Consider the following 8,866-nt stretch of genomic DNA (forward strand, 5'->3'; position numbering starts at 1 on the left):
ATATTAATGCTGAAAATATGACCATTTACGAGCAGTTCTATGGGCTCGCAGCATAATTACGTCCAGAGTATTGCGCTCTGTGCAAATTCTCAACTAATAATTGAGTCTGCGACAGAACCAGATTTAAGCATTAATTTATAATTATACTCGGGAAGTTTTACTCTATGGAAAGTAAAGTTGTTGCATTATTGTCAATTACACATGCACTATTCGAAAAAAAGACATTACGAGAGCTAGCATTTTTTATTGCACATCACTCAGTTGAGGTTATTCCCTATCAAACATCGATTGTATGGTCTGAGTATTCAGGTTCATTTATCGACATCTTAGCAATGAATAATATAGTAGAGCTTGATAGAAACAGCCCATTTTCATTACAGTTAAAGAAATGTATAAAACAAATTAAGTTGCTAAATAAAGGGCGACCTAATGAAACATTATATGCTTGTATTCCACAAACTTCTGCCAAATTACTAGAAGAATGGCCTGATAATCTTGAAGAGTATATTGCATATACTCCATTATTAAATGACCAAGGCATTATTGTGGGAGGAATACTCCTTGTTCAGAACAAAGCATATGATCAAGAGCAGAAGAATCAATACCTATATCTTCAAGACGCTTACCGGTTTGCTTGGCAAAAATTGGTCGCAAATCAGAAAAAAAGTCTAACTTTTTGGAAAGTGTGGACAAAAAAACGTGTCGTAAAATACGTTTTATTAATATTGGTTGTCTTGATTATGTCAATACCTGTTAGACAAAGCGTCATCGCGCCAGCTGAAATTGTTGCAAACAGCCCAACAATTATCAGTGCTCCTTTTGATGGAGTTGTTGATTCGATATTGGTTTCACCAAATCAATTTGTTACGCCGAATTTTCCTCTTGTCCAGCTAAATGAACGAGATCTTAAAAACGCCTATCGCTTAGCTGAGCAAGAGCTTAATACATCTGAGTCAAAATATCAAAAGGCAATTAACACAGGTTTCTCTGATTTAAAAAACAGAGCTGAAATAAAGGTGTTAAAATCACTTGCTGAAGAGAAGAAGTTAGAGTTGCAGTATGCAAGCTATTTACTGAATGAGGCAAAAATTATTTCAAATCAATCAGGAATTGTTATTATTAATGATCCTTACAAATGGAAGGGGAAACCTGTTATGACAGGTGAGAAAATATTAGAAATTGCTAATCCGCACCAAGTTGAAATAAAGATTTGGCTTCCTGTAATGGATGCAATTAACTTTGCAAATGGCGATGACGTTAATCTGTTCTTGAATAATTCTCCATTAAAAGCCATCAATGCTACCATAAAACATATTGGCATTAATGCTGAGATGACTGATAATCAAATTCTCGCTTATCCCATAACTGCAGAAATTAGCACAACAAATTCCGTGCCTAAGATTGGTTCACAGGGGTATGCAAAAATTTATGGTCAAAAAACAGTGCTATTTTTCTACCTCTTTAGAAAACCTATTACTGCATTAAGACAATATTTCGGTTGGTAGTTATGCATGATTCTAAACTGCCGCAGACACTCCCCGATTTGCGCTCGGATATTAAATTTTATCAAGGTGGTAATGATTTTAATCAAACGCCAACATGGGTTATAGAGGATACTATTAATAATCATTATTATCATTTAAATTGGCAGTCATATAACATCTTAAAGTGTTGGAATCTGAAAAAACCATCCGCCATAATTGATAAGTTGCATCAGAAGCTTAATTTAGTTATTACGGAAAAGGATTTGATGGTTTTACTAGAGTTTTTGTCTTTAAACTGCCTTATAATGCAGAATACAAAAGCATTAGAGCAGATTTATCAGACCAAGGATCAAAAGCAGCACTGGTTATTGCTTTTACTAAAACACTATCTCTTTTTTAGAGTCCCGATATTGCACCCTAATGCATTGCTAGATAAGATGTATCCCTATACAAAATGGATTTTCTCTAGATCTTTTTTCGTTTTCATGCTTATTTTTGCAATGACTGGTTTAATTTTTTTGCAATTTCAATGGGATCAATTTAAACATAGTTTTTTTGATTTATTTTCACTTAAATACATTTTATATTATTTAGCTGCGCTGATTATTGCAAAGTTTTCACATGAGCTAGGGCATGCACTAACCGCTAAAGCATATGGGCTGAAAATTCCCACTATGGGTGTTGCATTTTTGGTTCTTTTCCCAATGCTATATACTGATACACAGCAGAGCTGGAAAATCAAAAATCCAAACCAACGGCTACTAATATCTGTTGCTGGTGTGTGGATGGAGATTTATATTGCTATCATCGCCTTATGGTTATGGCTTATTCTCCCTTTTGGGGTGTTGAAAAGCATATGCTTCTTTCTTGCGACTTATAGCCTGTTAACAACATTAGTGATTAATATCAGTCCTTTTTTGCGATTTGATGGTTACTATGTATTATCTGATATTTTAAGCATGCGCAATCTTCAGACTAGAAGCTTTGCATTGTGTCGTTGGAAAATAAGAGAGTGGTTGTTTGGCTTTAAGTATCCTAAACCAGAGCCATTTAGTGAAAATAAAACTAATATGCTTATTTTTTATGCTTTTGCGACTTGGATATATCGATTTGTTCTATTCATTGGGATTGCCTTTATGGTTTATTACTTATTCTTTAAGTCATTGGGGATTATCTTATTTTTTGTTGAAATATTTTATTTTGTATTACAACCTATTTTAAAAGAAATTAAGGTATGGTGGCGTATGAGGCATAAAATTAAATTTAACAAACATACGATCTGGACTTTATTGGTTATTGCTATATTTATCTTCATATTGTGCTTCCCTTTCAAAAGATCACTTATAGTCCCTGCTGTGTTGACTTATGAGTCACAAAGCTTATATGTCCCTGAAGATGCTATTGTTGATAAAGTATTGGTTTCTAATGGTCAAAGCTATATTGCACAATCACCGATAATTATATTTAGATCTCCAAAGCTTAGCGCTCATCAAAGTATGCTTTTAGAAAAGAAAAATGCTTATGTATGGAAATTAAGGAATATAGGACATTATCAAACTCATAATGTTGATAAGAAGATTATAGAGGGTGAACTTCTAGAGATTAATCAACAAATTGATGCCACAAAAGCTAAAATTGATGGACTATCTTTGGACGTTAATCTTAATGGAACAATTGATCATTTGAGAAGTTATATTAAACCGGGCTTATGGATGCATAAAGGGCAATACATCTTGAGCGTTAACAACCTTAACTCACCAGTTATATATGGATATCCGAATAATTTCGATCTTGAGTTACTTCAAGTATCAGACAAAGGGCTTTTTATCCCTGAGAATTTATCTATTAGCAAGATACCTATTCAACTTGCATCTTTGTCAGAAAGTTCATTAAAAAGTCTCTATGGAGATATGTATGGTCGAAGTAATGCTGATATGATTGAAACATCTTCTTACCATGCATCAACCTTTGGTGGTGATATCCCTGTAAATAATGTGAAAAGTGAATTAGTCCCCATTCAAAGCACCTATATTGCTCAATTTAAACTTATAGATTTACATGATCACATATTAAATATTCCTCCTCAAACTATCAGGGGTCGAATTTTTATACAAAAAAGACAACCTCCCTATATTTATGAAGCTTACCGTTATATTATGAGTTTTTTGATCAAAGAATCGTCTTTTTGAGATTCATTCAAGTGGATACATGCTCCCATAAAACTATAGTTTAATGGGAGTGTCTTTTGGCATAAATCGGGGATGTCTTATTTTCACATTCATCTAGCTTTAATCCGTAGACTTACTTATCCGCATTAGAGTGGATTTTGATGCTTACGATTTGTGATCATTAAAAATGTCCAAAGTTCATAATAACTAGTGAATGACGAACTACTTGAAATATTTTTCGATTTCATTTTTTAATGATTCTAGATCTCTTTGGTGAAATTTCGCACATTCTGGATATAAGCCATTCTGTTCTAAAAAATATAACCAATCGTTGTCTTCGCGACAGATATAGCCTATATTTTGCAAATTTCTCTTAACTTGATAAATGGCACCACTTATTCCAAGTGGTGATTTTTTGATATATTCATAGTTACTCACACTTTCTAACCTTAAATGAGCTTAATTTCTCACCGTTGTTGAAGTAATATGCGTATTCAATAACACCGCCTATTTTGATAAATGCTCTAGATTTGCGATCTGTACAAATACGATTTACCGTATTCTCTTGCATTTTTGTCATAAGGTCTTTGTATGTAAATTGAGAGTCAAGCCTATTTAATAAGTTATCCTTAGTATATTGCAACACTGCATACAATATTAAATGGTTATTTATAGCGATGATTTTTTCTATGACTACATTTTGATTAATTTTCATAGGTAAGTTCATTGCCATATTTTCAGCTATCTTTTGAGCGTAATAGCTAGCGCTTTCAGATGCGTTTGAGTGGTTATATATAAATAATACAATAACTGCAAAGCTTAAACGATATAAGTATTTGAAGCTCATACTGTGTATCCTATCGATAGCTTAATCAATATTTTCAGTATAGAAGATTAAGTATTATAGGCAAAATAATGTGGCTAGAATCAGGCAATTTAATTTGCCTCGTTACAATATTGCCTGACATCAACGCGGGGGATATAGCTCAAGCTGATGTCAACACTTGTAAAAGTATCCAAAATAGGATACAATTATGTTTATATCAGTTGATGTGCTTTAGCTAGATGAATATAAACAAAGTTATAATTGACAGGAAAGTGGCAAAATCGCTAAGAAAAATACCAAGACATATAATTGATAAGCTAAATACGTGGGTTTTGATGGTTGAGCAATACGGTATTATAGAGGTTAGAAAAATAAGCTCATACCATGATGAACCGTTAAAAGGTGATAGAGTTGGACAGCGGTCAATTCGTTTAAACAAAGCATACCGTGCTTTTTATGTGGAACATGAAAACGGCAGAATTGAGGTTAGCTATCTTGAGATAATAGAGGTAAACAAACATGAGTATTAGTAAAAATAAATTAAGTGCAGCTCAGGCAATATCTGAGATAACAGGGCATCTATATTTTGGTGATATGGTAAAGTCATTACGCATGTGTGAAAATATTTCTCAAGCTGAAATGGCGCGTTCTATTGGTATAAGTCGACAATACCTATGCAACATTGAAAGTGGCGAGCGTAAGGCAGATGTTGAACTTGCCTTAAAGTTTGCTGAGTATCTAAAACACCCTAAAGAATTTTTTATTTCCCGTCTTTTGGAAGATCAACTATATACTGCGGGTTTAGATTATACGATAACCTTAAAGGCGAGTTAGGGCTATTTGTACCACTCAATCCAACTGAGCATTTTCAGATTGGTGGCTTTTGATGTGATGCCATCATCTTTTGCGAATTCATCTAAAACATCAATGACAAATTCGCCAAAATCATCATCATTTCCGATCTCTTTGTTAAGATGATCAAACCTTACCTCAAAGTAACAGCGATAATTTCCGTACTCGATGTAGCCATAGCCAATCCAACCTATGTGGCGTTTAGGTATATATTTTTTATTACGTTTTTTCTTTTGCTTTACGGCCATGCTTAACGGCTGTTCATTATGGTTGTTGCATTTCTACTATTAAGAGCTGGCTAAGTCAAACTAAAATCATGAATCAATTTGAGATGGTTGCATAGTGACCTTTATTATAGAATTGTCAAAGTGATTTAAACTATTGTCATTATATTTTTTGACAATTATAGGATTATAAAACTATAGGATTATAAGGGTTTTATCTTTATTGTCACAATTGTCAAACTGTCACAGCGGTTTTGAATAGCGTTGGGTGAAAGATGATCTTTGTGCGCTTGGCATCAGGTGTTGATATAAGGTAATGTGACTTCTCAAGTAGCTTAATTGCTTTATCTCGTCTACCTTTGTCACGGACAGGTGTGACACGTAAAATCTCGCGTGAAGTGGTTTCAACAATATTCTTTGAGATGATAGCATCAAGTATTAATTTGGCATCATGCTCAACCTGTGTCAGCTTTGTTTCTCCAAAGATGCGTTTAGCTTCATTTAAATGCCATTCAATAATCTGATAAGCGGACTCAATGTGATCAGTAGATATTTCAGTGCCTTGTTTGCCCGTGAACAGATGGAAGAGGGCAGCTAGTCTTGCAATGTTTTCACTGGCTTTAGATGCTAAATCGTGGATTGATTGCCAGTGATATTCGTTGGCGATAGCGGTTTCAATATAGTTAAAGTATTTCACCCATGCCTCTTTAGCTATTTTGCTAAAAGTAAGCGTTGGAATGTACCCAAAACCATATTTATCAACTGGCTGAGTGTTGCTCAGACAGGTTTTAATACGCCGGTGAAACTTGTCAAGATGTTCGGTGACGTTCTTGAATGGTTCTTTGTAATATCGATTACCCATTGTCGAAGCAGGATAAGCCAATAAAGTTCGTGCAAGAAAACCACTGTTTCTATTAATGCCATCACCTTTTTTTAGCATTTGCTCCAGGAGCAAAGGTTGCATCATTAAGTTAAGTGTAAAACGTCGATCTTTAATAAAGATGTCACCGGTGGTTTTGCGATGTATGGCAATTGGTTGCGCATCCCATAATCGGTTGAGCAGGGCGACAAATTTGGTATTGTCTTTTTGCATGCTTGGGCTTGATAAGAAAATACCCGCCTCATCTGACCAAATACTTGTACTTGGGTATTCCTTTGCTAAGTTTTCGCTTAAAGCCTCGGCAGTAATATCCTCATATTTGAGTTTTGGCAACAAAGGTATTTCTGGTTCTTCAAGCATAACCTGATCATAGTAACCATCATATTGATCTGTTTCATAACCTTGAGTAGCTAAGCGTCTAATCATCATTAGCAATCCTTTGCGTTTGATTGACCAAGTGGTGTACTCATTTTTGATGCGCGTATATTCTGGCATCATGGTTTTCGTTGTCTTGTTCTGCCAATCTTCAATGCCTTTACCAAAGACTTTGTCAGCCGCCGTTTTACGTTCACCACTGGATGCAACTGTAATAAAGTACATCGATACTGGACTGATAAGCACATCATCACGTGCAACATTGGCTAGTCCTTGACAGCTTAGCGATACATTAGATAGGGCACTGTTGGTTAATAATGGAATCGGCTGCTGCCCGTAGTCAGCATAAGACTGGATAGCGTCTTTGATAATATCAGGTAAAGCATCAAGCGGGTAATCAGCTTGCTTTGCTGATATATGTGACAATGGTATTGGTGTTTTCCAATTAATTTTTCGGCATGGTTCAAATCCAGTATACACATGAAGGTAACTTTTGATAGCATTTAGAGAGCCGTTTAATTATCATTTAATTACGACAAAAAACAAAAACAAACGGCTCATTATATGCAACCTAAACGACTCACTCAAAACGCAAAGAAACAACTGTTAACTGACTGCATAAAATCAGGATGTGTAACTGATATTGCCAATAAACATAATGTTACTCGCAAAACCGTGTATTCTCATATTAACAAAGTCTCTGAAGCAATAGATCAATCATTGAATAAACCTGATGATGTCTTATTTTACATCCCCGTAACCTGGGGATATATAGCTATGATTGTTATGCTCTTATTTATCATCTGCAAAAGCAGTGTTAGAAACATTATTTACTTTATCAAGCACGCCTTTGATGTTGATATTTCAGTTGGCAAAGTCTGTTCAATTCTCGATGAAGCAACTGCCAAAGCAAAAGAAGTTAATGACAGTTATCGCTTTGATAATTGCAAAAACAGTGCCACTGATGAGCTTTTTCATCAGGGTAATCCAGTATTAGCCGCCATCGATTTGGATTCACAGTTTTGTCTCGAGCTGGAGCAAGAAGACACGCGCGATCATAATGCCTGGGGATACCATTTACTCAACATGATGGATAAAGGTTATAACCCTGATCATAATGTAATGGACGGTGGTTCAGGCATGGACAAAGCATTCGCTGAAGTTCTACCTAAGGTGAAGGTTAGATATGACCATTTCCATGTTACGCAAAGCATCAAAGAGTCCTCTAGATTTCTAAAGAATAAATATGAATCCTCAGTGACTAAATGCGTAAAAGAATCAACAAAACTTGATAAAGCGAAAACCAAACAGCAGAAACAAAATCAGGGGGATCATCTCAAAAAGGCAGTCAAAGAAATGGAAAATTATGATTATATCTATAACCAGTTCTCAATTTTAACCACTTGGTTGCAATATGATGTACTGCAGCTACAAAGTGTCTCTCCAGAAGATAGAGATTCACTGTTTGACTTTACCATCTATGAGCTTGAAGGGCTTGCCAAAAGACACCCTCATCGTATTCAATCTATTGTAACCACATTAAAAAACAATAAAGAAAAGCTACTTAATGTCGTCAATGAGCTTAATACTGAGTTTGAAAGCTTAGCAATCAATCATGGTATCAGCGTTTCAGACATCTGGGATATATGTAATAACGCCAGATACAATCTCGATGGTAATCAGTATGATATTAATCTGATTAAGTTCTATGATAAACATGGAGATTGCTTTGATGATATTGAAGATGATGTGCTAAACACTATTGCTAAAGTACATCGATCAAGCTCTTTAATTGAAACGCTTAACAGTCGATTAAGACCTTACCTTGATCCTCGCAAAGGATTTAAAAAAGAGCGATTTGAACTTATTCAATTCGCACTTAATCACATTCCTTTAATGCGCTCTGCTAACGAAAAAATGAAAGGCAAATCAACGGCTGAAATATTTACTCAAGTTGACCATATTGACTTCATTTCTTTGTTAGGTTTTCAGCGTTTTAAAAGAGTCGCATAAATTACCTAAATTTTTAAAGATCATGTGTACGAGTAAAGCATACC

The 8,866-nt window shown here is 34.9% G+C and carries 9 protein-coding genes; 5 read left to right on the forward strand and 4 right to left on the reverse strand.

The genetic code is table 11. The features are described from left to right. Nucleotides 1-164 precede the first annotated feature (164 nt). Together F3D68_RS10535 and F3D68_RS10540 are read left to right on the forward strand one after the other, a co-directional pair. Complete coding sequence (locus F3D68_RS10535; RefSeq protein ID WP_151194399.1) at nucleotides 165-1,505, forward strand: efflux RND transporter periplasmic adaptor subunit; 1,341 nt, start codon at nucleotides 165-167, stop codon at nucleotides 1,503-1,505. A gap of 479 nt (nucleotides 1,506-1,984) precedes the next feature. Then, the gene (locus F3D68_RS10540; protein ID WP_224728294.1) at nucleotides 1,985-3,673 is read left to right on the forward strand and encodes a M50 family metallopeptidase; all 1,689 of its coding nucleotides are present in this window, start codon (nucleotides 1,985-1,987) and stop codon (nucleotides 3,671-3,673) included. A 201-nt stretch (nucleotides 3,674-3,874) separates the two neighbouring features. On the opposite strand, the gene F3D68_RS10545 is transcribed toward F3D68_RS10540, so the two are convergent. After that, nucleotides 3,875-4,090 (reverse strand): hypothetical protein, encoded by a 216-nt coding sequence (locus tag F3D68_RS10545; protein WP_151194401.1) that lies wholly within the window; start codon nucleotides 4,088-4,090, stop codon nucleotides 3,875-3,877. Continuing rightward, nucleotides 4,083-4,499: a hypothetical protein gene (locus F3D68_RS10550; RefSeq protein ID WP_151194402.1), complete on the reverse strand. Its 417-nt coding sequence runs from the start codon at nucleotides 4,497-4,499 to the stop codon at nucleotides 4,083-4,085. The genes F3D68_RS10545 and F3D68_RS10550 overlap by 8 nt, the downstream gene beginning before the upstream one ends. A gap of 218 nt (nucleotides 4,500-4,717) precedes the next feature. Here F3D68_RS10550 and F3D68_RS10555 point away from each other — a divergent pair, with 218 nt between their 5' ends. Both F3D68_RS10555 and F3D68_RS10560 read left to right on the forward strand, forming a co-directional pair. Next, a complete protein-coding gene (locus F3D68_RS10555; RefSeq protein ID WP_151194403.1) occupies nucleotides 4,718-5,008 on the forward strand; it encodes a hypothetical protein in 291 nt (96 codons plus the stop codon). Then, entirely contained in the window at nucleotides 4,998-5,312 is a 315-nt protein-coding gene (locus F3D68_RS10560) for a helix-turn-helix transcriptional regulator (protein ID WP_151194404.1), read from the forward strand. Before F3D68_RS10555 ends, F3D68_RS10560 begins: the two co-directional genes overlap by 11 nt. Nucleotides 5,313-5,314: 2 nt before the next feature. Here F3D68_RS10560 and F3D68_RS10565 read toward each other — a convergent pair whose 3' ends face one another. After that, on the reverse strand, nucleotides 5,315-5,578 hold the full coding sequence (locus F3D68_RS10565) for a hypothetical protein (protein ID WP_151194405.1): 264 nt from the start codon (nucleotides 5,576-5,578) through the stop codon (nucleotides 5,315-5,317). Nucleotides 5,579-5,789: 211 nt separating this feature from the next. After that, a complete protein-coding gene (locus F3D68_RS10570; protein ID WP_191092802.1) occupies nucleotides 5,790-7,289 on the reverse strand; it encodes a YfjI family protein in 1,500 nt (499 codons plus the stop codon). An 84-nt stretch (nucleotides 7,290-7,373) separates the two neighbouring features. On the opposite strand from F3D68_RS10570, the gene F3D68_RS10575 reads away from it, so the two are divergent. Continuing rightward, nucleotides 7,374-8,822: a transposase gene (locus F3D68_RS10575; protein ID WP_151194407.1), complete on the forward strand. Its 1,449-nt coding sequence runs from the start codon at nucleotides 7,374-7,376 to the stop codon at nucleotides 8,820-8,822. Nucleotides 8,823-8,866: the final 44 nt, after the last annotated feature.

Source organism: Cysteiniphilum sp. JM-1 (assembly GCF_008711525.1).
In the GTDB taxonomy this organism is placed as follows: domain Bacteria; phylum Pseudomonadota; class Gammaproteobacteria; order Francisellales; family Francisellaceae; genus Caedibacter.

What these genes read in the sequence shown, in the direction of transcription:
- F3D68_RS10540 (WP_224728294.1), top strand. Translation starts at nt 1,985, where the DNA reads ATGACTGGTTTAATTTTTTTGCAATTTCAATGGGATCAATTTAAACAT.
- F3D68_RS10560 (WP_151194404.1), top strand. Translation starts at nt 4,998, where the DNA reads ATGAGTATTAGTAAAAATAAATTAAGTGCAGCTCAGGCAATATCTGAG.
- F3D68_RS10535 (WP_151194399.1), top strand. Translation starts at nt 165, where the DNA reads ATGGAAAGTAAAGTTGTTGCATTATTGTCAATTACACATGCACTATTC.
- F3D68_RS10550 (WP_151194402.1), bottom strand. Translation starts at nt 4,499, where the DNA reads ATGAGCTTCAAATACTTATATCGTTTAAGCTTTGCAGTTATTGTATTA.
- F3D68_RS10575 (WP_151194407.1), top strand. Translation starts at nt 7,374, where the DNA reads ATGCAACCTAAACGACTCACTCAAAACGCAAAGAAACAACTGTTAACT.
- F3D68_RS10555 (WP_151194403.1), top strand. Translation starts at nt 4,718, where the DNA reads ATGAATATAAACAAAGTTATAATTGACAGGAAAGTGGCAAAATCGCTA.
- F3D68_RS10565 (WP_151194405.1), bottom strand. Translation starts at nt 5,578, where the DNA reads ATGGCCGTAAAGCAAAAGAAAAAACGTAATAAAAAATATATACCTAAA.